The organism is Agrobacterium burrii, from assembly GCF_017313405.1.
In the GTDB taxonomy this organism is placed as follows: domain Bacteria; phylum Pseudomonadota; class Alphaproteobacteria; order Rhizobiales; family Rhizobiaceae; genus Agrobacterium; species Agrobacterium burrii.
In genome coordinates, this window is the sequence record NZ_JAFLNA010000001.1 from 584,840 (window position 1) to 605,114 (window position 20,275).

Below are 20,275 nucleotides of genomic sequence, written 5' to 3' on the forward strand. Positions count from 1 at the left end.
AACAGGTGGAGAAAGACAATGATAATCATTAGATTGGCAATTGTATCTGCCCTGTCCCCGATGCTGGTCGGCGCCAGCGCGACAGCGGCGGAGATCGACGGTAACTGGGCGCGTGGCGACGGCAAGGCAAAAGTGCTGATCGCGCCGTGTGGTGAAAAAATATGCGCCACAAACACCTGGATCAAACCCGGCACGCCGAAGGAAAAGACCGGCGACCGCCTGATCATGGACATCAAGCAGAGCGAAGCGGGCATCTATTCCGGCACCGCCTTTGATCCTCAGCGGGACAAATCCTACAGGATAACGGTGACCCTTTCCGGCAATAACATGACCACGAAGGGCTGTATCGTCGCCGGCCTTCTGTGCAAGGGCATAAGCTGGACCCGGATCGACTAGCGCAGGTCACGCTCCGTTCCATCCATTAGTTCCATTGTCTTCCGAACGAAAAAACACTCGCCGTCTTCTCAATGCCCGGCAAAGGAAAACACCGATGAAGACCTATTTCGCAGCCTATTTTTTCACGCTCGTCGCCTTTCTGGTGATCGATTTCATCTGGCTGAGCACCATGGCGTCGCGTCTTTACCGCCCGGCCATCGGCGATCTTCTGGCGGAAAATTTCCGGCTCGCTCCAGCGGTCGTCTTCTATCTCATCTACGCTGGCGGCCTCACCTTTCTCGCCGTGCGCCCCGCCCTGCTTTCCGGTGAATGGACGACGGCGCTGCTTTACGGCGCGATTGTCGGCTTCATGGCCTACGCGACCTATGATCTGACCAATCAGGCCACGTTGAAGAACTGGCCAACCACCCTCACCATCGCCGATCTTCTTTGGGGAGCCTTCGTTTCCGCAGCTGCGGCCATCATCGGTTATATCGTCACGGTGCGCCTCCTCGGCCCACTGGAAAATTCGGCGGGCATATCATGACAACGCTTCCTCTCGGCTACGGCGTAAGTGCGGCCCTCCTGTGGCCCCCACATCATGAACTTCCTCTTCCTCATCCCTTGTCTTCGTGTGAAGGACGACCTTATAAAGGAAGCGCAGCAAGGAAGGTTCGAATGCAGGGCACAGAGATCGCAAGCCTAATCAACCGTGTCGGCATGGGTGATCGTTCAGCATTCGTCTCGCTCTATCAGGCAACCAGTCCGAAGCTTTTCGCGATCTGCCTGAAAATCCTGCGTGACAGGACCGAAGCCGAAGAGGCGCTGCAGGAAATCTACATCAAGGTCTGGCAGCGCGCCCGCACATTTGCCGCAAGCGCCGGCAAGCCCGCAACATGGCTTGCCGCCATCGCCCGCAACCATGCGATCGATACGATCAGGGCGCGCAAGCCCCTCAACGACGACATCGACGACGCCTATGACATCGCCGACGACAGCATCCGCAATCCGGAGCAGCAGATCGTGCTGGCCGACGAGGGTCGCCGGATCGACAATTGCATGCGGGAACTGGAAACGGTTCACGCGCAGGCGGTACGCCGGGCCTATGTGGAAGGCTTGAGCTATATCGAACTCGCCGAGGAATTGCGGGTGCCGCTCAACACGATCAGAACCTGGCTGAGACGCAGCCTTCTCAAACTCAGAGAGTGCATGCAACGATGACGACGGGCGAACACAGCGACGGCATGCATTCGCGCGACGAAATCCTCGCCGGCGAATATGTGCTTGGCGTGCTGTCGGTCGAAAAGCGTCGCGAACTCGAGCGGCGCATGGAGAACGACAAAGCCTTCGCCCAGCTCGTCCAGCGCTGGGAGGCGGAATTCTCCGACTTCAATGCCGATTACCAGGAACAGGTGCCGAGCGCGACCATTCTTGCCCGCATCGAGGAGCGTCTGTTCGGCGCCAGGCATATCAATACCAATGGCAGCCTGTGGAGTTCGGCATCCTTCTGGCGGTGGATATCGGTCGCCACCAGCGCGACTGCCGTAGCGGCGGTCGTCTACGCCGCATTTCCCGAGAGATGGCAGGAAACCACACCGCTGGTGGCCGAACTCGCGACAACCGACAGTCAGGTCAACCTGCTTGCCTCCTACGATGCGGAATCGGGACGGATGCGCATCGTTCCTGTCGCAACCGGCAAGACCGACGAGAAATCTCTGGAGTTGTGGCTCGTGATGGATGGCGGCAAGACCCGCTCGCTCGGCGTCTTCCAGCCCGGCGCAAATGGCGATCTGATCATTCCCGCCGATATGCGCGGCAATATCAGCGAAGGCACCACCTTTGCGATCAGCGTCGAGCCCTTTGGCGGCTCACCGACCGGTCAGGCGACCGGTCCCGTCATCGCCGTCGGCAGCGCGCGTCACCTGTGAGGTTATCAATCGATAGTTGGGAGTGATGCAGAAGAACCTGCCAGCCTCAATCCCATGCTGGGTTCTCATAGGCTGAAAGATCAGTCAGCTTCCTGCAGCCAACTAGCAACAGGAAAATAGAGGGGTCAATCAATCCCTTGCACCTACACCGCCAATATACGTGGCTCTACGAGTTACGACTTCTCATCCCACGTCATAGCGAAACGGGTTCCCTTCCCCAAATCCGGATGCGTACGCGTTTGCTCAACGCGAGCGCCGATATTCTGCGCCATCGCCATGATGAGCTTCGTGCCAAGGCCGGTGCCGCGGGGTTTTGATTCTGCCTTCGAACCGACGCCATCGTCTTCCACAACGAGAAAGAATTGTCCATTTTGTTCGGATAGACTGTCACGGACCGTACCCGTTTGACCGGGATAGGCATACTTAAGCGCATTGGTCAGAAGCTCGGTTATGATGACACCAAGCGCAACGGCATGGTCCGCATTCAGGTAAACCTCACATTGTTTCGACCGTTATGGAGGAAGATCCGGGCACGGCCTGAAACAGATCGCTGAAGATGGAGGTCAGATACGAACCGAGGGATACAGACCCACATTGGCTGTATTATACCGCAAAATGCCAGTTTTGCGCTCGACAGCATTTTCAACTGGAAATCGGCCCGGAATCGCGGGACAAGAATTGCACCTTAAAGAGACGACAGGAAATTCCCATGGCCGCCACCGTCATCCCCGCCCCGAAACCCGTTCTCCTGCCCGTTGAGGGCAAGGACGACATGTTCCCCGTGCGGCGGGTCTATTGCGTTGGTCGCAATTATGCCGATCATGCCATCGAGATGGGCCACGATCCCTCGCGCGAGCCGCCCTTTTATTTCCAGAAGAACCCGGACAATCTACTGCCCGCCGGCAGTGATTTCCCCTACCCGTCGCTGTCGTCGAACGTGCATTACGAGGTTGAATGTGTTGTGGTTCTGAAAAGCGGCGGCGCAGATATTCCGGCGGACGAGGCGCTGAACCATGTCTGGGGTTATGCCGTCGGCATCGATATGACCCGCCGTGACCTGCAGGACGGGCTGAAGAAGATGGGCCGTTCCTGGGAAGGCGCCAAGGCGTTTGAATATTCCGCACCGGTTTCGGCCATCGTGCCTGCGGACAAGATCGGCCATCCCGCCACCGGTGCGATCTGGCTTGATGTCAATGGTGAACGCAAGCAGACCGGCGATCTTGCGCAGATGATCTGGAAGGTGCCGGAAGTGATTGCCGAGCTCTCCAAGCTCTTCACGCTTGCCGCCGGCGATGTGATCATGACCGGCACCCCGGCCGGCGTCGGCCCGATCGTGCGCGGTGATCGCATCGAGTGTGGCGTTGATGGTGTTGGCAGGCTGTCGGTCACGGTCGCCTGATCGCTGCCGGCGCATAATCCAGAGGGAGAAACCGAATGCCGCTTTACCGCCTCGCCGACCGGGTGCCGCAAACCCCAGCAGCGGATCGTTACTGGGTCGCCCCCGATGCCAATGTCATCGGCTCGGTGACGCTCGCTGAAGATGTCGGCATCTGGTTCGGCGCGACATTGCGCGGCGATAACGAGCCGATCAGCGTCGGGCGCGGCACCAATATTCAGGAAGGGGCGATGGTGCACAGCGATCCCGGCTTTGCCGCAACCATCGGCGAAATGTGCACCATCGGCCACCACGCCATCGTGCATGGTTGCAGCATCGGCGACAATTCGCTGATCGGCATGGGCGCTACGATCCTGAATGGCGCAAGGATCGGCCGCAACTGCCTCGTCGGCGCCAATGCGCTGGTGACGGAAGGCAAGGAATTTCCCGACAATTCTCTAATCGTCGGATCGCCCGCGCGGGCCATCCGAACGCTGGATGACGAAGCCGTCGCCGGCCTGCGTCGTTCCGCGGAAAAGTACATTGAGAACTGGAAGCGTTTTTCGAAAGATCTGGCGATTATCGAAGGGTGATCAATGGCGGGCAGCGATGCTCGCCCCGCAAACTACGACGCGCAATTAGCGCAGAGACCGCGAATCTCGATGGTGGTCTTTTCCGCCTTGAACTTGTTGTCCTTCACCCAGCGCTCAAGGCGGTGGTCGATCTCATGATCGTGGAATTCCGTCACCTGCCCGCAGGATTCGCAGATGGCAAATGCCACCGTTCCATGGTGTTGCGAGCAGCATTCGGCTTGAGTGTGCGTGCAGGCAACGAAAGCGTTGAGGCTCTCAAGCCGGTGCACGAGACCGAATTCCACCAGCTTTTCCAGCGCCCGGTAAACCTGCAGCGGCGCACGGAAACCATCGTCCCGCAGCTTGTCGAGGATCATATAGGCGCTGAGCGGCTGATGCGCGTTTGACAGGGCGTTCATGACCAGCGACTGGTTTTTGGTAAGGTTCTGCTGGGTTTGCGCATTCATGGCTTGCCTCCTTCATCCGCGGAGCGGGAAAAACCCGGCGCCGGCAACAGGCTTATAACGAACAGGATCACCGCGGCAACCACGATGGAGGGGCCGGACGGCGTATCGTAAGTCAGCGAACCGAACAGGCCACCGATAACGGCGATAGCGCCGATCAGCGAAGCCACCACCGCCATCACCTCCGGCGTGGCGGAAAACCGTCTGGCGGTCGCCGCCGGTATGATCAGCAGCGAGGTGATCAGCATGATGCCAACCACTTTCATGGCAATGGCGATTACCAGCGCCATCAACAGTGTGAAGATGAACTTCGCACGTTCCGGGTTCAGCCCCTCGGCCTCGGCAAGCTCCGTATTGACGGTGGAAGCCAGCAACGACCGCCACAGGAAAACCATGGAGACGACGACTACCAGCCCGCCGCCCCATATCAGGGCGATATCGCTGCGGGTAACGGCCAGAATATCGCCGAACAGGAATGAGACGAGGTCGATACGCACCCAGCTCATGAAGGCGACAATGACGAGGCCAATGGCGAGAGCCGAATGGGACAGGATGCCAAGCAATGCGTCAGACGACAGTGCCTGCCGCCGCTGCAGAAAAATCAGCAGGATCGAAACTGCGGACGCCACCAGAAAAACGCTGACGATGAGGTTGAGCTGCAACAGCAGCGAGAGCGCGACGCCAAGCAGCGCCGAATGGGCCATCGTATCCCCGAAATATGCCATACGCCGCCAGACGACGAAACAGCCGAGAGGCCCGGCGGTGAGAGCAACGCCGATGCCAGCGACCATGGCGCGAACGAAGAAATCGTCAAACATGCCGTTCTCCCTGCCCGTGGTTCGAGGGTGCATGGTCCCCATGTTCATGACCGCAGCCGCATTCGCCATGGTGATCGTGATGGTGACCATCTTCAGGATGGCAATGATCGGTCACCGAACCATCCGCGTGCTGCACCCGGCCATCGGGCAAATGGGTGTGGTCGTGATGGTGGCTGTAGACGGCAAGCGCCTTGGCGGCAGACCCGCCGAACAGCCGCATATATTCCGGGCTCTGGCTCACCGCCTGCGGTGTTCCCCGGCAGCAGACATGGCCGTTCAGGCAGATCACGGTATCAGTTTCCGCCATCACCACATGCAGGTCATGCGAGATTAACAAAATTCCGCAATTACTTGAATTTCTGATATTTTTTATCAGATCATAGAGCGCGATCTCGCCGGAGAAATCCACGCCCTGCACGGGCTCGTCGAGAACCAGCAGATCGGGCTTGCGGGCGATGGCGCGAGCCAGAAGCGCGCGCTGGAACTCGCCGCCGGACAGATGCTGCACCTCGGCATTGGCAAGATGCGCAATGCCTGTCGCATTCAGCGCCGCGTCGATCTCGCGCGCGGGCAACGGCCCGGTCAGCGTCATCAGCCGGCGCACCGAAAGAGGCATGGTCCAGTCCACCGAAAGCTTCTGCGGCACATAACCGACGCGCAGGCCGGCAATGCGCGTGACCTCCCCTTCGCTCGGTTTCACCACGCCGATCGCCATTTTCGCGCTGGTGGATTTGCCCGAACCGTTCGGGCCGATCAACGTGACGATCTCACCTTTACTGACGGAAAACTCCACGCCGCGCACCAGCCAGCGGCCATTGCGCTGCACGCCGGCATTGGCAAGGGAAACCAGTATATCGTTACCCTGACGGGCGGAATGAAGCATGGGATTGTCCGTTCGGCGATGTTGCCTACCGCTATTGCATACGTTATAGAGTTACGCAATAAATGTAATAACATAACTATACTTCTTCAAGTGGAGTGCATTTCATGAAATCGATCCTGATCCCGCTCATGGCGTCGGTGGCAATAGCGGCTGCCTCCTCCGGTGCTACGGCTGCGCCGGATGTCGTGGTCTCGATCAAGCCCGTCCACTCCCTCGTCGCGGCCATCATGCGCGGCGTGGGTGAACCGCAGCTTATTGTCGAGGGTGCCGCCTCGCCGCATACCTATAATCTGCGGCCCTCCAATGCGCGCAAGCTGGAAAAGGCCGATCTGGTGTTCTGGGTCGGGCCGGGGTTGGAAGCTTTCCTGGAAAAGCCGCTGGAGGCACTGGCCAGCAAGGCGACGGTGGTGGAACTGGAAGATGCCAAGGGTCTGGAAAAGCTGCCTTTCCGTGAAGGCGGTCCCTTCGAGGCACACGACCATGGCGAAGAAGGCCACGAGGACCATGCGGATGGCGAGGCGGCACACGACCATGGCCATGACCACGGCGACCACGACCATGAGCACGGCGCTTATGATACCCATCTCTGGCTCGATCCGGCCAATGCCAAGGCCATGGCCCAGACTATCGAAACCGCGCTGATTGCCGCCGATGCCGGCAATGCCGCAACCTATCAGGCCAACACCAAAAAGCTGATCGACGATCTGGATGCACTCGACACGGAACTGGCTGAAACGGTCAAGCCAATTAAGGACAAGCCGTTCATCGTCTTTCACGATGCCTATCAGTATTTCGAGCATCGTTATGGCGTGAAGACGGCGGGGTCGATTACCGTTAGCCCCGAGACCCTGCCCGGAGCAGATCGCGTCAAGCAGATGCAGGAGAAGGTTCGTCAGCTGGGCGCGACATGCGTTTTCGCCGAACCGCAATTCGAGCCTAAACTGATCTCGGTCATCACTGAAGGCACGGCGGCGAAGTCTGCGACGCTCGATCCGGAAGCGGCAACGCTGGAGCCCGGTCCAGACCTCTATTTCAAGCTGATGCGCGGCATTGCCGGCTCGCTGAAGGATTGCCTGTCCTGATCCGGACGGCGCCGGGCTCCTTACGGCTTCGGCGCCATGGAAGACCAGACCGGCTCGCTGACGCTCTGCAGGGTTTCCGGCGGAGCGCCGTTGATGCGTGCCAGAAGGGCTTTCGCAAGCTCCCTGCCCGCCAGCTTGATATCCTCGTTGACGGTATGGATTTGCGGCTTGATCCAGTTCAGGAACTCGGCCGACTGTTTCGAGACAATATCGATATCCTCACCGATCTTGACACCTGCCGCTTCAAAGCCCGCCACCAGCGCGATGGTGCTGCTGCCGCTGATCGACACGATACCATCGGGGCGATCATCCGATTGCATCAGCCTCTCGCCGAAATCACGGATTTTTTCGAGCGGCGTCTCGATTGTGACGACATCGATGGGGAATTCGGCAAGGCCGAAATCCCTGATCCCCCGATTGAACCCCTTGCGCGCGTGATCGTGGTAGGAAAATCGCGATGGCGGCATGATCACGGCAATCCTTTTGCGCCCGCATTGCGCCAGCCGCTCGACTGCCTCGTAGGCGTAAGCCTCATTGTCGAAATCGTGAAAGGCATGTTCGATGCCCATATCCGAACGCCCATGGGTGACGAAGGGCATGTTGCGCTCCGTCATGAAACGCACGCGCGGATCGTTCGGCTCGATTTTCGAAATAATGACCCCATCCGCCGAGCCGGTCTCGAGAATATAGCGGATCGGCACCATGGAATCCTTGGCGTGGATATGTGGCGTGACGACGAGGTGATATTGCGTGGTGGAGAGTATCTCGGTGATGCCGAACACCATCTGGCTGGTGAAACCCATCAGCTCTTCGTCGACACTCAGCACCAGCGCAATGACATTGGTCTTGCCGGTACGAAGCCGCACGCCGGCGCGGTTCGGCTGGTAGCCGATTTGCCGGGCGATCAGCCGCACGCGCTCCTTGGTCTCGGCGCCGATATCGGGCGCATCCTTCAATGCACGCGACACGGTGGTGATGCCAAGACCCGTCATATAGGCAATGGTCTTCAAGGTCGGGCGCTCGCCCGTCGTCGCGGGGATGTCGCCTCCGCCGGATTTACCAGTATCGTTCATGTCATTTCGCCACGCTTTACCGAACGATAATCATAGATAGCTTTTGCGCTGTTGCAAAGGCAAACGTCCCTTCGCACAGTTCGGTCTCATCCGATCATGCCTCGATTCAGCTATAACGATGCAGGTGCAGAAAATATTTCCGCCCATGAGACCGCTCCCGCAGCCATGAAACCCATGTTTCTTCAACATACCAAACTTAATTATTTAAATTAAAAAACAAACACAATTAATTGATATATAAATAAAAAATATCTAAGTATAAAAACAAGACCACTTCCTCGCCGTGTAGCGTTGATGACGGACGCTTTTAACCTCACAAGTCGGCAATCAAAGGCATGACGGCACGTTTGTTTTACGGTAACGTTGCCGGAGGGAGGAAATTGTGAAGCGGAGCGAACCGGCAAAAGCCGTTTTGCCGGCATCCAGTTCCCCCAGATTCTGACACAAGCCTGCTTCATAATGCCGGCCTGTCTTCTTCGAATTCATATATGCAGGGTCCGAACATGATCTCTTCCTCCACGCCCGAAACCACCATCGATCTGGCTGGGCTCTGGCGCCTCACATCGGTGGACGGAGATCATGCCACCGAGCTTTCCGTTCCAGGCGATGTTCATACCGCGCTCAAAAACGCCGGCATCATTCCCGACCCCTATCACGGCGCCAATGAAAACGCGGTGCAATGGGTGGCGCAGCGGGACTGGATCATTGAGCGCATATTCATCCTCGATGAGGCCGATGCCAGCTGGTATCTCGATATCGATTATCTCGACACCGTCGCGATCATCTTCGTCAACGATATCCCGGTGCTCAGCGCCGACAATTGTTTCCGCCGTTACCGCCCCGATATTTCGCGCGCCGTGCGGCCAGGCGAGAACACCATCCGCATCCATTTCCATTCCAACATCGTGGCCGGCGCAGAGCGACAGGCGCGGCAGCCCTTTTATATTCCCTATCACCCGGGCAATTCGCCGATCGCCAATGGCAACATGCTGCGCAAGCCGCAATGCCATTTCGGCTGGGACTGGAACATCGCCATTGCGCCGCTCGGCCTTTACGGCAAAATCCTGCTGAAGCGGCTCGATACGGCCCGCATCGAGCATGTCGTCACCTCGCAGCACCATGTCGAAGGCGGCGTGGAGCTGCATGTGGCCGTCACGCTGTTTGCCGAAGGCCCGGCAAGCCTGCCGGTCTACCTTTCCCTCAATGATGAAAGGCTGCGGCTCGATTGCGGTGTTGGCGCAGGCGAGACGGTGGTACGCCACGTCTTCTTCGTGGAGAACCCCGCGCTATGGTGGCCAGCGGGCAGCGGCGAACAGACGCTCTATACGCTCGCGGTAGAATTGCCCGACGAAACCGTCACCCGTCAGATCGGCTTCAGGACCATCGAACTGCTGACGGACAAGGATGAGGCCGGCAGCCGCTTCGCCTTCCGCATCAATGGCCGGGAAATCTTCTGCCGTGGCGCCAACTGGATTCCATCAGATGCGCTCTATTCGCTGACCAGCCGGGAAAAGACCGAAGACCTCCTCTGCTCCGCCGTCGAGGCCAACATGAACATGATCCGTGTCTGGGGCGGCGGATTTTATGAGGAAGACTGGTTCTACGATCTCTGCGATCGTCTCGGCCTGCTGGTCTGGCAGGATTTCATGTTCGCCTGCAATCTTTATCCCTGCAGCGAAGACTTTCTCGACAATGTCGAACACGAGGTCGATTATCAGGTGAAACGCCTGTCCTCGCATGCCTCCATCGCGCTCTGGTGCGGCGATAATGAGCTGGTGGGGGCGCTGACCTGGTTCGATGAATCCCGCAACAATCGCGACCGTTATCTCGTCGCCTACGACCGCCTGAACCGCACTATCGAAAGAGCCCTGAAAAAAGCCGCCCCCGAAGCGCTCTGGTGGCCATCGAGCCCTGCGTCGGGTTATCTCGATTATGGCGATGCCTGGCACGCGGATGGTTCCGGCGACATGCATTACTGGTCCGTCTGGCACGAGAACAAGTCGTTCGACAATTACCGGTCGGTCAAACCGCGTTTCTGCTCCGAATTCGGTTTCCAGTCTTATACATCCATGCCCGTCATCCGCACCTATGCCGAAGACAAAGACATGAACATCGCTTCCCCGGTCATCGAGCTGCACCAGAAGAATGTCGGCGGCAATGAACGGATCGCCGGCACCATGTTCCGTTATTTCCGCTTCCCCGGGGATTTCGAGAACTTCGTCTATCTGAGCCAGGTCCAGCAGGCGCTGGCCATCCGCACGGCTGTCGACTACTGGCGCTCATTAAAGCCCCATTGCATGGGCACGCTTTATTGGCAGCTGAACGACACATGGCCGGTCGCCTCGTGGTCGAGCCTCGATTATGGCGGCGGCTGGAAGGCGCTGCATTATGCTGCCCGCCGCTTTTTCCAGCCGGTCACGGTGTCGGCCATTCCCTCCGCGGATGGGCGTCGGGTGAGCTTCTCCATGGTCAATGACACGGCGGAAGACGTCGAGATCGACATGAACATCGTTGCGCTGACCATGGACGGCAACCGCGTGCCGCTGAAATCCGCCAACGGCACATGCGCGACGGATAAGGCCGCGACGCTGACTGAAATCGACATGGACAGCCTGCCGGATGGCGCCATCCTTGCGTGGAGCTTCATTGCCTCCAACGGCATGACCGGCGAAGGCCATCATGTTCGCAACACCTACAAGGCGCTGGAGCTTCAGCCCGCCGGGTTGGAACTTTCCGTCGCCCCGTTGAAAAACGGCCAGTTTGAAATCGATGTCACCGCCGCCGGTCTCGCCCTCTTCGTCATGCTGGAGGCAGACCAGCCGGGAAGGTACTCCGACAACCTCTTCGATCTTTCCGCCGGCGAAACGCGTCGCATCATCTTCACACCGAAGGCGGACGGCCCCCAGCCGCATTTCCGCATCTTCGATCTTCATACCTGCCAATCATCGCCCAATCCCGGCATTGAAACCATGCGGCGAAAGGCATAACCATCCCTCTCGGGAATGACAGGTGCGCCCGCGCCTGTCTTCATCGGTTCAAAGGGTTGCCGGGTTCTCCGGCAGCCAGTCATCAGCAAGTGGAGGAAGACCCATGGTTTGGCAACCGGCCGAAAACCGATACGCGTCCATGAAATACAATCATTGCGGCAAGACCGGCCTGAAACTGCCGGCGATTTCGCTGGGGCTCTGGCACAATTTCGGCAACGACACGCCGCACCAGACGAAACAGGCCATCTGCCGCCGTGCCTTCGATCTCGGCATCACCCATTTCGATCTCGCCAATAATTATGGCCCGCCGCCCGGTAGCGCCGAAACCGCCTTCGGTGAAATCCTGAGGACCGATTTTGCCGGCTATCGCGACGAGATGATCATCTCCTCCAAGGCCGGTTACAACATGTGGCCCGGCCCCTATGGCGAATGGGGCAGCCGCAAATATCTGATCTCCTCCTGCGACCAGAGCCTGAAGCGCATGGGGCTGGATTACGTCGATATCTTCTATTCCCACCGTTTCGACCCCAACACACCGCTTGAGGAAACCTGCGGCGCGCTGGACCAGATCGTGCGCTCGGGCAAGGCGCTTTACGTCGGCATCTCGTCCTATAATTCGAAGCGCACCCGCGAGGCCGCCGCCATCCTGAAAGATCTCGGCACGCCCTGCATCATCCACCAGCCGAGCTATTCGATGATCAACCGCTGGATCGAGGAAGACGGTCTGGTCGATACGCTGGAAGAGCTGGGCATCGGCTCCATCGTCTTCTCACCACTGGCGCAGGGCATGCTGACGACGAAATATCTGGGCGGCGTGCCGGATGGCAGCCGAGCATCGCAGAGCAAGTCGCTGAACCCGGCCTTCCTCAACGAACGCAATGTCGAAAACATCCGCGCGCTCAACCGCATTGCCGAGCGACGCGGCCAGACGCTGGCGCAGATGGCGATTGCCTGGGTGCTGCGTGGCGGCCGCATCACCTCGGCGCTGATTGGCGCAAGCCGTGTCGAACAGGTCGAGGATTGCGTGAAGGCGCTCGACAATGCCGAGTTCTCCACCGAGGAGCTTGCGGAAATCGACGGTTACGCCAAGGATGCGGATATCAACCTCTGGGCAAAATCCGCCGAACGGGTCTGATACAGAAACGGTCGCCCGGTCCGCCGGGCGGCCTGCTCGCTCCGAAAATCTCAAAATAAAAGATTAACTTCCTCCCCTAACCATTAACAACCATTACATAAATGTAATTTTAAATTCAGTTTCCGTTCATTCGTTTATTCGTAAGTTCTTCTCATCGAAACCCGAGAGGAAACTTCCATGAAAAAGTTCGTCACCATTCTTCTGGCAGCCACCGTTCTTGCAGCTCCGATGGCTCAGGCGCAGAGCCGTCACGACGATCGCCACCGCGGCGTCACCGTCGAGCGTCAGATCACCACCAAGAAAGTCATCGTCAAGAAGCACCGCTGGGATCGTGGCCAGCGCCTGTCGGCACGCGAGCGCCGCCAGATGGTGGATCGCCGTGATTATCGCCGTTACCGTCTTGCCGAGCCGCGCCGTGACCAGCGCTGGGTACGCGTCGACAACCAGTTCCTGCTTATCAACGCTGTGAGCGGCCTCATCGTCGGCCTCGCCGCCGCCCGCTGATCCAAGGCACCGGATGGAATAAAAAAGGCCCGCTTGCGCGGGCCTTTTGTCGTTTATCGTCTCAGCCGATCAGAAACTGTCGGCGCCGCTACCCCATGGGCCGTGCGGCTTGTCGACACCATCGGTGCGTTCGAAACCATGCGCACCGAAGAAGTCGCGCTGTGCCTGGATGAGGTTGGCGCTGCCACGGGCGCGGCGATAGGCGTCGAAATAGCCGAGTGCCGAAGCCAGCGCCGAAACCGGCAGGCCCGACAGGACGGCGTAGGAAACGACGCGGCGCAGCGGTGCGTCGGTATCCTTGACGATGCCGGAGAAGGCAGGCGTCACGATGAGGTTGGCCACATGCGGGTCCTTCGTGAAGGCCGAGGTGATCTCATCGAGGAATTCCGAGCGGATGATGCAACCGGCGCGCCAGATGCGGGCGATCGTCGGCATCGGCAGGTTCCAGTTGAACTCCTTGGAAGCCGCCGACATGATGGCGAAGCCCTGCGCATAAGCGCCGACCTTGGCGGCCAGCAGCGCGCTTTCCAGATCGGCGATGAAGGCCTTTTTGTCGGCAGGTGTCGCTGCGAGGGTCGGCAGGCCGAAAATCTTTTCGGCAGCTTCACGCTCGTCCTTCTGCGACGACAGGATACGGGCAGCTACGGCAGCCTCGATCGCGGTTGCGGCGACGCCCATGTTCTGCGCCTCGATGACCGACCACTTGCCTGTGCCCTTCTGGCCGGCCTTGTCGAGGATCAGATCGACCATCGGCTTGCCGGTGATCGGATCGGCGGCGCGCAGAACCTTTTCGGTGATTTCGATCAGGTAGGAATTCAGGCGGCCCTTGTTCCATTCGGCGAACACATCGGCGATTTCGACGGCGCTCATGCCAAGGCCATCACGCAGGATGCCGTAGATTTCGGCGATCATCTGCATGTCGGCATATTCGATGCCGTTATGGATGGTCTTGACGAAATGGCCGGCGCCGTCATTGCCGAGCCATGCCACGCACGGATCGTCATTATACTTGGCGGAAATGGAGGTCAGCACCTTTTCGACGCGCTTCCAGCTGTCCTCGGTGCCGCCGACCATGATCGACGGTCCGTGACGCGCACCTTCTTCACCGCCGGAAACGCCCATGCCGATAAACGTCAGGCCGCTATCCTTCAGATTGTCAAAACGGCGGATCGTATCGCGGAAATTGGCATTGCCGGCGTCGATCATGATGTCGCCATTGGCGAGATGGGGTTTCAGGATTTCCATCTGCTGGTCGACCGGATCGCCGGCCTTGATCATGATGATGATCGGGCGCGGAGGGCGAATGGCGGCGACGAATTCCTCGATGGTTTCGCAGGGAATGATCTGGCCCTGCAGTTCGCCCGCATCGGCGTAGAATTTTCGTGTAACTTCCGGGGTTCGGTTGAATACGGCAATCTTGTTGCCCTTTTCCGCGATGTTCAACGCCAGGTTTGAGCCCATGACGCCGAGACCGATCAAACCGATTTCTGCCTGTTCCACGGATGTGCCTCCATCTTGCTTTTAGGTGGTCGTGTTGTGGCACTGTAATAGGCAAACGGCAAGGCTAGGGGCGACTGAAACGATTAAATTTTGATGACGCAAGTCAGCTTTGCATATTTGCGACAGGTCGAGGCCGGTCCAGGGCTGACATTTGCGCTTCCGGTTTAAGAAGGCCGGGGATGATCGTCGCCGTCCTCTATCGCCCGCCAGGCCGCCCCGTCCATATCGTCATATTGGCCAGAACGAACCGACCAGAGAAAGGCGAAAAGCCCGAGCGCGCCGAGGAACAATGCGACCGGAATGAGATAGATCAGCATGTTCATGCCAGTTGCGCCCCCTCGCCCGCAAATCCTGCCTTCGCTTCATTTTGAGGACGGACAGTGTCAACCGCACCGGCAAGGCGCAAGGCATTGGCGACGACGATCAGCGACGATGTCGACATGGCGATGGCCGCGATCATCGGCGTGGCATAGCCGGCAATCGCGATCGGCACGGCAACGAGATTATAGCCTATGGCGAGGGCGAAGTTCTGCCGGATAAGCTTTCCGGCCCGCCGCGATGTCTCGATCGCGAAGGGCACGGCATCGAGATCCTCCTGCATGAACACAAAATCGGCAGCCTGCCGGCCAATATCGGCGGCGGTGGCGGGCGCCATGGAAACATGCGCGGCGGCAAGCGCCGGCGCGTCGTTGATGCCGTCTCCCACCATCAGCACCCTCCGACCCTCAGCAGCCAGCTCGGCGCAGCGCGCCGCCTTGTCCTTCGGCGACAGGTCCGCACGCCAGTTGCCGATCCCCAGCCGCTGCGCCATGGCGCTGACGGCAGCAGCCCGGTCACCAGAGACGATTTCCTGCACGAGGCCCCGCGCAGACAGGCTGCGCAACGCCGTAACAGCGCCCGGGCGCGGATTGTCCTCGAAGCCGAAGCTCGCCAGGTGCCGACCATCAAGTGACAGCACCACTTCCGACCGCGCATCGCCATTGTCGATCCCCACCTCATCGGGGCACGCGAAACGGCGATTGCCGAGCCGGTAGGTTCCGGCTTCTGTCTCCGCCTCAACACCCGACCCCGGGATTTCCCGTAACACTTCATAGGCCGGCAAGGCACCATTATAGGCGGCATGCAGGGCTTTCGAGAGAGGATGGCGCGAATGGGCGGCAAGTCCCGCCGCAATCGCCATGGTGGCGGGCTTCACATCTGTCTCGACTAATCTGGGCTTGCCAACGGTCAGCGTGCCTGTCTTGTCGAACAGCACAGTATCAATTTCGGCCAGCCGTTCCATGGCCGAGCCTTCCTTGACCATGATGCCGTGCCGGAAGAGCCTTCCAGCGGCCACCACCTGCACGACGGGAACGGCAAGGCCGAGCGCACAGGGGCAGGTGATGATCAGCACCGCAATGGCGATCAGCATCGCCTGTTTCCAGTCGCCGCCGAAAATGCCCCAGCCGAGAAACGTCACCAGCGCAAGAAGATGCACGACGGGTGAATAATAGCTTGCGGCGCGGTCGGCGATACGGCGGTAACGCGCCCGCCCGCCTTCGGCCGCCTCCATCAATCCGATCACTTCCGACAGGAAGGAATCCTTGGCCGAAGCGGTCACACGTGCGGTGAGCGAACCGGTGAGGTTGAGCGTACCGGCCTGCAGGCTGTCGCCTGCCGTAACGCGGCGCGGCGCGCTTTCACCATTGACGATGGACATGTCGAGATCGCTGCTGCCACTTATGACCACGGCATCCACCGCCACCCGATCGCCTGCCGCAATCGCAATCGACATACCGGGCTGCACGTCACCGAGTTGGCGATACTCACGCGTTCCGTTCTCACCGATGACGGTCGCTCCGCGCGGTGAAAGTCGCGCAAGCCCGGCAATGGCAGACCGCGCCTTGTCGCGCATGATATGGTCAAGTGTGCGGCCGATCAGCAGGAAAAACAGCAGTGACACGGTTGCATCGAACCAGACGTGTTCGCCATGGTGTATGGTCTCCCACAGCGAAACGCCATAGGAGAGCGTGATGGCAAGCGCGATCGGCACGTCCATATTGGTGCGGCCGTGTTTCAGCGCATTCCAGGCCGACTGATAGAAGAAACGGCCGCCATAAATCAGCGCCGGCGCGGCGATCATCGCCGAAATCCAGTGGAACATGTCACGCGTCGCCGCATCGGCCCCGGACCAGACGGACACGGACAGCAGCATGATATTGGCGGATGCAAATCCGCACAGCGCCACCGCCCTTATCAGCTGCGAGCGCAACGCGTCCGAGGCATCCTGTCCGCTGGCGAAAAGATGTGTGCGGTATCCCGTCGACAGGATTGCACGGGCAATGTCGGCGGGATCGGTCCTGACACCATTGATCTCTTCCTTCCAGACAACCGCCACACGTTTGGACGACAGGTTCACCCGCGCCCGCTCCACTTGGCGGAGACGGGCGAGCGCTGTCTCGATGGTTGTGATGCAGGCGCCGCAATAAACATCCGGCACGCTGAGATCGGTCTGGCGCAACCCCTGCCCCAGATCGCGGCTCGCCAGCATCAGTTCCTCTGATGACGGCGGATTGACCGTCTCGCCGAGTTGCAGCGAACCCTCCGTTCCCGGTGCGCAGCAGCTCATAATCGCCCCCTGATAACGGCGATCCGCGTGCCCTCATGCACGATGATCCGGCCGTCCCTGACGGCCGTGACCTCAACGATCCACTGGCCCGGCAGGATGTCATGCGCGGCCGTAAACACACCGGTGGAAACCGGCTTCAGCTCCATGTCGAAATTCTGATGTTCGCCAACCGGCCGGCGGAAATGCATCGTCACAGTATCGGTCTCGACGGGGCCGCTCTCAGCATGAAACACCTCGTAACGCACGCTCTTTTCATCTATCACGAGCCTACCCTTGATGCCGGTTGCAGCCCTTGCCTTGGCGGCCTCGGCCTTGGCATTGAACTGCTGGCTGGCCACATAGGTGTTGGGCACGACAAGCCCGCTCCAGCTGGTAACCGCGTTCCAGGCCATGATCATGTTGACGGTGATGATGGTGCCGAAGAACAGCACCATGACACCGAGCATGTGCCAGCCGGTGAAAACAAAGCCGGATGCTTGGCGATTATTCACTGTCATTTTTTCACTCCCGGAGCATTAAAGACCGCATCGTAACGGGCCGTCTCGTGGCCGGCCGTATCGCTGACGATGAATTCGAAATTTTCCGCTGCCCGCGCGACGTCCTCGCCCGGCAGGGTGACGAACACCTTCAGCGTCGTCGCCTCGTCCGGCTCCACCGTCACCTCAAAGGCACGCGCCGCCGTATCCGCCATGCCGTTTATCTTCATCACCGCATTCGGAAGGCCTTCTATCGTCAGGCTCATGGTGCGCGGCTGCGGCACCATGTTGAGGATGCGGACGGTATAGCCGTTGCGGATCGAACCATTCGATTCCAGCACATATTGCGGATTGCGGTCATGCAGGACATTCAGCGCCAGCCGCTCGCGCGTCACCAGCGCTACCAGCAGGCCAATGCCGACGGCGGCCCAGATTACCGTGTAAAGCAGCGTGCGCGGCCGGAAGACGATGCGCCAGTTGAAGTGGCGGATGCTCCTCTTGAAGCTGCCGTCCTCCTCGCGCACATTGGCTGGGCGGATGGAGTGCTCACCGTTGCCGGTCGCCAGCGCCATGTTGGACTGGTATTCGGAGAGCGTCGCATAGGCGATCAGCCCGCGCGGCTTGCCGATCTTGTCCATCACCCCGTCACAGGCATCGATGCAGAGCGCACAGGTGATGCATTCCAGCTGCTGCCCGTCCCTGATGTCGATGCCCATGGGACAGACCGCGACGCAGGCGTTGCAATCGACGCAATCGCCGATGCTCTCCCCGGCTGCGACGGCCTTTTTGGCATGCCGCGAACGCGGTTCGCCGCGCCAGTCATTATAAGTGACGACAAGCGAATTCTCATCCAGCATCGCCGCCTGAATGCGCGGCCAGGGACACATATAGGTGCACACCTGTTCCCGCATCAGCCCGCCAAAGACATAGGTGGTGGCGGTGAGCGTGGCGACGGTCGAGTAGGCGATCATCGGCGCCTGCCCGGTCATGAACTGCATTGCCAGCGTCGGCGCATCGGCAAAATAGAAAATCCAGGCGCCGCCGGTCAGAACGCCGATCACCAGCCAGATTGCATGTTTCAGCACGCGCTTGCGCAATTTGCCGAATGTAAAGGGCGCTGCATCCAGTTTCATCCGGGCGTTCCTGTCGCCTTCGATTGCCCGTTCGACGACCAGAAACAAATCGACCCAGACGGTCTGCGGACAGGTATAACCGCACCATGCGCGCCCGATGGCTGATGTGACTAGAAACAGCCCCAGCCCCGCCATGACAAGCAGCCCGGCAACAAAGAAGAATTCCTGCGGCCAGATTTCGATGAAGAAGAAATAAAAGCGCCGGTTGGCGATATCGATCAGCACGGCCTGATCCGGGGCATAAGGTCCCCTGTCCCATCGCAAAAATGGCGTCAGATAATAAATGCCGAGCGTGACCAGCATCACCAGCCATTTGAACCGCCGGAACCGGCCTTCGGCGCGCTTGGGAAAAATCTTCTTGCGCGCTTCGTAGAGCGGTTTGCGCGTTTTTGCCGAATTGACGGCTTCCGCCTCCAGCCTTTCGACGGGCTGTTGCGGGCGATCCTGTCCGGCGCGATAGATGTTCATGATAGGAGTCCATTTTTATCTCCTTGCTTTCTCCCACCTCACCGGCAAAACATCCTTGACTTACATCAAGTGACGACAAAGTGGCGCAGGGAGGGACCGCGCCGCAGAGGGAGGACGAGATGCCTGTCATGCAATCGAGAATCATTCATCTGTCGGTCGAAAAACCATGGAGCCATGTCTATGATTTCGCCTCCGATCCGCAGAACATGCCGCTCTGGGCCACCGGTCTTGCCGGCGGCCTGAAACCAGACGGTGAAGACTGGATCGCGCAGGGCGGACCGCTCGGTGAGGTGCGCGTCAATTTCGCACCCGCCAATGAATTCGGCGTCATAGACCATGTCGTCACATTGCCTGACGGCGTGAAGGTCTATAACGCCTTGCGGGTGACCCCGAACGGCGGCGGCTCGGAAGTCAGCTTCACGCTGCTTCGCCTTCAGGGCATGACGGATGAGGCTTTCGAACAGGACGCGCGCGCGATCACGGCCGATCTCGAAACGCTGAAGTCTCTGCTCGAAGCGGATTGATGGAGTAAACGATGACAGAGAATACCAACGACCGACGCATCGACTATGTCGAATTCAACGTCGCCGATATCGAACGCAGCAAGGAATTTTACGGCGGCGCATTCGGCTGGACCTTCAAGGACTACGGTCCGCAATATTGCGAGTTTTCCGACGGCCGCCTGACGGGCGGCTTCACCACCACCGCACCGGTCTCGGCCAAGGGCGGACCGCTCGTTATTCTCTACGCCATCGATATCGGGGATGTGCAGCGTCGCGTCGAGGCGGCCGGTGGACAGATCAGCGTCGCGCTATTCGAATTTCCGGGCGGACGCCGCTTTCATTTCATAGATCCGGATGGATACGAACTGGCCGTCTGGTCGAAAAACTGATC

21 protein-coding genes and 1 pseudogene are annotated in these 20,275 nt (G+C 59.3%); 12 read left to right on the plus strand and 10 right to left on the minus strand.

What is annotated here, in order from left to right; all coding sequences use genetic code 11:
• Positions 1 to 18: 18 nt before the first annotated feature.
• The 4 genes from JZX89_RS02945 (at position 19) to JZX89_RS02960 (ending at position 2,303) form a co-directional block, all read left to right on the plus strand.
• Positions 19 to 396: a DUF2147 domain-containing protein gene (locus JZX89_RS02945; protein WP_174372572.1), complete on the plus strand. Its 378-nt coding sequence runs from the start codon at positions 19 to 21 to the stop codon at positions 394 to 396.
• Between the two features lie 94 nt (positions 397 to 490).
• Positions 491 to 922, plus strand: coding sequence for a DUF2177 family protein (locus JZX89_RS02950; protein WP_174372571.1), 432 nt, complete (start codon positions 491 to 493; stop codon positions 920 to 922).
• A 131-nt stretch (positions 923 to 1,053) separates the two neighbouring features.
• Positions 1,054 to 1,596, plus strand: coding sequence for a sigma-70 family RNA polymerase sigma factor (locus JZX89_RS02955; RefSeq protein WP_149898502.1), 543 nt, complete (start codon positions 1,054 to 1,056; stop codon positions 1,594 to 1,596).
• Complete coding sequence (locus JZX89_RS02960) at positions 1,593 to 2,303, plus strand: anti-sigma factor (protein ID WP_153513727.1); 711 nt, start codon at positions 1,593 to 1,595, stop codon at positions 2,301 to 2,303. Before JZX89_RS02955 ends, JZX89_RS02960 begins: the two co-directional genes overlap by 4 nt.
• 173 nt (positions 2,304 to 2,476) lie before the next feature.
• Here the strand turns inward: JZX89_RS02960 and JZX89_RS28490 are convergent.
• Positions 2,477 to 2,911: pseudogene (locus tag JZX89_RS28490) on the minus strand (sensor histidine kinase); the annotation flags it as partial.
• Positions 2,912 to 3,012: 101 nt separating this feature from the next.
• Between JZX89_RS28490 and JZX89_RS02970 the strand changes: the two are divergent.
• Entirely contained in the window at positions 3,013 to 3,702 is a 690-nt protein-coding gene (locus JZX89_RS02970) for a fumarylacetoacetate hydrolase family protein (protein ID WP_207133017.1), read from the plus strand.
• Between the two features lie 35 nt (positions 3,703 to 3,737).
• A complete protein-coding gene (locus JZX89_RS02975; RefSeq protein ID WP_207133018.1) occupies positions 3,738 to 4,271 on the plus strand; it encodes a gamma carbonic anhydrase family protein in 534 nt (177 codons plus the stop codon).
• Between the two features lie 32 nt (positions 4,272 to 4,303).
• Here JZX89_RS02975 and zur read toward each other — a convergent pair whose 3' ends face one another.
• Genes zur through znuC form a run of 3 tightly spaced genes read right to left on the minus strand, consistent with a single transcriptional unit; the run spans position 4,304 to position 6,415 of the window.
• Entirely contained in the window at positions 4,304 to 4,717 is a 414-nt protein-coding gene (gene zur, locus JZX89_RS02980; RefSeq protein ID WP_149897594.1) for a zinc uptake transcriptional repressor Zur, read from the minus strand.
• Positions 4,714 to 5,532: a zinc ABC transporter permease subunit ZnuB gene (gene znuB, locus JZX89_RS02985; RefSeq protein WP_207133019.1), complete on the minus strand. Its 819-nt coding sequence runs from the start codon at positions 5,530 to 5,532 to the stop codon at positions 4,714 to 4,716. The genes zur and znuB overlap by 4 nt, the downstream gene beginning before the upstream one ends.
• Positions 5,525 to 6,415: an ATP-binding cassette domain-containing protein gene (znuC, locus tag JZX89_RS02990; protein WP_207133020.1), complete on the minus strand. Its 891-nt coding sequence runs from the start codon at positions 6,413 to 6,415 to the stop codon at positions 5,525 to 5,527. The genes znuB and znuC overlap by 8 nt, the downstream gene beginning before the upstream one ends.
• Before the next feature lie 104 nt (positions 6,416 to 6,519).
• Between znuC and znuA the strand changes: the two genes are divergently transcribed.
• Positions 6,520 to 7,497, plus strand: a complete 978-nt coding sequence (gene znuA, locus JZX89_RS02995) for a zinc ABC transporter substrate-binding protein ZnuA (RefSeq protein ID WP_207133021.1) — start codon at positions 6,520 to 6,522, stop codon at positions 7,495 to 7,497.
• Positions 7,498 to 7,517: 20 nt separating this feature from the next.
• Here the strand turns inward: znuA and JZX89_RS03000 are convergent, their stop codons facing one another.
• Positions 7,518 to 8,570: a LacI family transcriptional regulator gene (locus JZX89_RS03000; RefSeq protein WP_207133022.1), complete on the minus strand. Its 1,053-nt coding sequence runs from the start codon at positions 8,568 to 8,570 to the stop codon at positions 7,518 to 7,520.
• 488 nt (positions 8,571 to 9,058) lie between these two features.
• Between JZX89_RS03000 and JZX89_RS03005 the strand changes: the two genes are divergently transcribed.
• From JZX89_RS03005 to JZX89_RS03015, 3 genes are all read left to right on the plus strand, one after another.
• On the plus strand, positions 9,059 to 11,557 hold the full coding sequence (locus JZX89_RS03005) for a beta-mannosidase (protein WP_207133023.1): 2,499 nt from the start codon (positions 9,059 to 9,061) through the stop codon (positions 11,555 to 11,557).
• Between the two features lie 103 nt (positions 11,558 to 11,660).
• On the plus strand, positions 11,661 to 12,692 hold the full coding sequence (mgrA, locus tag JZX89_RS03010; protein ID WP_153513734.1) for an L-glyceraldehyde 3-phosphate reductase: 1,032 nt from the start codon (positions 11,661 to 11,663) through the stop codon (positions 12,690 to 12,692).
• A gap of 177 nt (positions 12,693 to 12,869) precedes the next feature.
• Entirely contained in the window at positions 12,870 to 13,196 is a 327-nt protein-coding gene (locus JZX89_RS03015; protein ID WP_149897588.1) for an RcnB family protein, read from the plus strand.
• Positions 13,197 to 13,265: 69 nt separating this feature from the next.
• Here JZX89_RS03015 and gnd read toward each other — a convergent pair whose 3' ends face one another.
• The 5 genes from gnd to ccoG all read right to left on the minus strand — a co-directional run bounded on the left by gnd (position 13,266) and on the right by ccoG (position 19,381).
• On the minus strand, positions 13,266 to 14,696 hold the full coding sequence (gene gnd / locus JZX89_RS03020) for an NADP-dependent phosphogluconate dehydrogenase (protein ID WP_207133024.1): 1,431 nt from the start codon (positions 14,694 to 14,696) through the stop codon (positions 13,266 to 13,268).
• Between the two features lie 164 nt (positions 14,697 to 14,860).
• Positions 14,861 to 15,019 carry a cbb3-type cytochrome oxidase assembly protein CcoS gene (gene ccoS / locus JZX89_RS03025; protein WP_207133025.1) on the minus strand — a complete coding sequence of 53 codons (159 nt, stop codon included), beginning with the start codon at positions 15,017 to 15,019 and terminating at the stop codon, positions 14,861 to 14,863.
• A complete protein-coding gene (locus JZX89_RS03030) occupies positions 15,016 to 17,304 on the minus strand; it encodes a cation-translocating P-type ATPase (RefSeq protein WP_207133026.1) in 2,289 nt (762 codons plus the stop codon). Before JZX89_RS03030 ends, ccoS begins: the two co-directional genes overlap by 4 nt.
• Positions 17,301 to 17,801 (minus strand): FixH family protein, encoded by a 501-nt coding sequence (locus tag JZX89_RS03035; RefSeq protein ID WP_207133027.1) that lies wholly within the window; start codon positions 17,799 to 17,801, stop codon positions 17,301 to 17,303. The genes JZX89_RS03030 and JZX89_RS03035 overlap by 4 nt, the downstream gene beginning before the upstream one ends.
• Positions 17,798 to 19,381 carry a cytochrome c oxidase accessory protein CcoG gene (gene ccoG / locus JZX89_RS03040; protein ID WP_207133028.1) on the minus strand — a complete coding sequence of 528 codons (1,584 nt, stop codon included), beginning with the start codon at positions 19,379 to 19,381 and terminating at the stop codon, positions 17,798 to 17,800. Before ccoG ends, JZX89_RS03035 begins: the two co-directional genes overlap by 4 nt.
• Positions 19,382 to 19,500: 119 nt before the next feature.
• Between ccoG and JZX89_RS03045 the strand changes: the two genes are divergently transcribed.
• Both JZX89_RS03045 and JZX89_RS03050 read left to right on the plus strand, forming a co-directional pair.
• The gene (locus tag JZX89_RS03045; protein WP_207133029.1) at positions 19,501 to 19,905 is read left to right on the plus strand and encodes an SRPBCC family protein; all 405 of its coding nucleotides are present in this window, start codon (positions 19,501 to 19,503) and stop codon (positions 19,903 to 19,905) included.
• Between the two features lie 11 nt (positions 19,906 to 19,916).
• A complete protein-coding gene (locus JZX89_RS03050; RefSeq protein ID WP_207133030.1) occupies positions 19,917 to 20,273 on the plus strand; it encodes a VOC family protein in 357 nt (118 codons plus the stop codon).
• Positions 20,274 to 20,275 lie beyond the last annotated feature (2 nt).

What these genes read in the sequence shown, in the direction of transcription:
- JZX89_RS02955 (WP_149898502.1), top strand. Translation starts at nt 1,054, where the DNA reads ATGCAGGGCACAGAGATCGCAAGCCTAATCAACCGTGTCGGCATGGGT.
- JZX89_RS02975 (WP_207133018.1), top strand. Translation starts at nt 3,738, where the DNA reads ATGCCGCTTTACCGCCTCGCCGACCGGGTGCCGCAAACCCCAGCAGCG.
- znuC (WP_207133020.1), bottom strand. Translation starts at nt 6,415, where the DNA reads ATGCTTCATTCCGCCCGTCAGGGTAACGATATACTGGTTTCCCTTGCC.
- ccoS (WP_207133025.1), bottom strand. Translation starts at nt 15,019, where the DNA reads ATGAACATGCTGATCTATCTCATTCCGGTCGCATTGTTCCTCGGCGCG.
- ccoG (WP_207133028.1), bottom strand. Translation starts at nt 19,381, where the DNA reads ATGAACATCTATCGCGCCGGACAGGATCGCCCGCAACAGCCCGTCGAA.
- JZX89_RS03015 (WP_149897588.1), top strand. Translation starts at nt 12,870, where the DNA reads ATGAAAAAGTTCGTCACCATTCTTCTGGCAGCCACCGTTCTTGCAGCT.
- JZX89_RS03005 (WP_207133023.1), top strand. Translation starts at nt 9,059, where the DNA reads ATGCAGGGTCCGAACATGATCTCTTCCTCCACGCCCGAAACCACCATC.
- JZX89_RS02960 (WP_153513727.1), top strand. Translation starts at nt 1,593, where the DNA reads ATGACGACGGGCGAACACAGCGACGGCATGCATTCGCGCGACGAAATC.
- znuA (WP_207133021.1), top strand. Translation starts at nt 6,520, where the DNA reads ATGAAATCGATCCTGATCCCGCTCATGGCGTCGGTGGCAATAGCGGCT.
- JZX89_RS03030 (WP_207133026.1), bottom strand. Translation starts at nt 17,304, where the DNA reads ATGAGCTGCTGCGCACCGGGAACGGAGGGTTCGCTGCAACTCGGCGAG.
- JZX89_RS03000 (WP_207133022.1), bottom strand. Translation starts at nt 8,570, where the DNA reads ATGAACGATACTGGTAAATCCGGCGGAGGCGACATCCCCGCGACGACG.
- znuB (WP_207133019.1), bottom strand. Translation starts at nt 5,532, where the DNA reads ATGTTTGACGATTTCTTCGTTCGCGCCATGGTCGCTGGCATCGGCGTT.
- JZX89_RS03045 (WP_207133029.1), top strand. Translation starts at nt 19,501, where the DNA reads ATGCCTGTCATGCAATCGAGAATCATTCATCTGTCGGTCGAAAAACCA.
- JZX89_RS02970 (WP_207133017.1), top strand. Translation starts at nt 3,013, where the DNA reads ATGGCCGCCACCGTCATCCCCGCCCCGAAACCCGTTCTCCTGCCCGTT.
- JZX89_RS03050 (WP_207133030.1), top strand. Translation starts at nt 19,917, where the DNA reads ATGACAGAGAATACCAACGACCGACGCATCGACTATGTCGAATTCAAC.
- JZX89_RS02945 (WP_174372572.1), top strand. Translation starts at nt 19, where the DNA reads ATGATAATCATTAGATTGGCAATTGTATCTGCCCTGTCCCCGATGCTG.
- JZX89_RS02950 (WP_174372571.1), top strand. Translation starts at nt 491, where the DNA reads ATGAAGACCTATTTCGCAGCCTATTTTTTCACGCTCGTCGCCTTTCTG.
- zur (WP_149897594.1), bottom strand. Translation starts at nt 4,717, where the DNA reads ATGAATGCGCAAACCCAGCAGAACCTTACCAAAAACCAGTCGCTGGTC.
- mgrA (WP_153513734.1), top strand. Translation starts at nt 11,661, where the DNA reads ATGGTTTGGCAACCGGCCGAAAACCGATACGCGTCCATGAAATACAAT.
- JZX89_RS03035 (WP_207133027.1), bottom strand. Translation starts at nt 17,801, where the DNA reads ATGACAGTGAATAATCGCCAAGCATCCGGCTTTGTTTTCACCGGCTGG.